The organism is Parafrankia sp. Ea1.12 (assembly GCF_900465275.1).
In the GTDB taxonomy this organism is placed as follows: Bacteria; Actinomycetota; Actinomycetes; order Frankiales; family Frankiaceae; genus Parafrankia; species Parafrankia soli.
Genome location: NZ_UBIZ01000738.1, coordinates 1 through 419 on the forward strand (window position 1 = coordinate 1; position 419 = coordinate 419).

Below are 419 nucleotides of genomic sequence, written 5' to 3' on the forward strand. Positions count from 1 at the left end.
GCCTGCCCGACACGGGCCCCGCCCCGCGGGCAAACGCGCAGGTCACCGCCCAAATCGGGGTTCTGGAGCCCCACAGGGTCCATGTCCGTGTGATCAGGCGGCGGTGCCACCGCAGGACGGTGCCGGGCGTGACCGCCGGTGCGTTCGCAGCGCCCTGGGCAGGAGTCGGATCAGGGCGGCGAGGACCGCCCGGTCCGCCCAGTCCCACCGGGGCTTGGGCTGGGTACGACGCAGCACCGCGACCTCATGCCGCAACACCAGCAACTCGATGTTCTTCGACGCCGACGAGCGGCCGAGGAGAACCAGCCAGCTACAGACCCGCACGAAGATCAGATAGAGCAGGCGTACGAACATGGCTGACCATCATGCCGGCCGCCGCACCGTCGCATCACCCCAGCTCACGGGCCCAAGCCGAGGGC

The 419-nt window shown here is 70.4% G+C and carries 1 protein-coding gene; it reads right to left on the reverse strand.

Annotation, left to right across the window (positions count from 1 at the left end):
• Positions 1-93 precede the first annotated feature (93 nt).
• Positions 94-354 carry a hypothetical protein gene (locus tag FMEAI12_RS36035; RefSeq protein WP_235015166.1) on the reverse strand — a complete coding sequence of 87 codons (261 nt, stop codon included), beginning with the start codon at positions 352-354 and terminating at the stop codon, positions 94-96.
• Between the last annotated feature and the right edge of the window lie 65 nt (positions 355-419).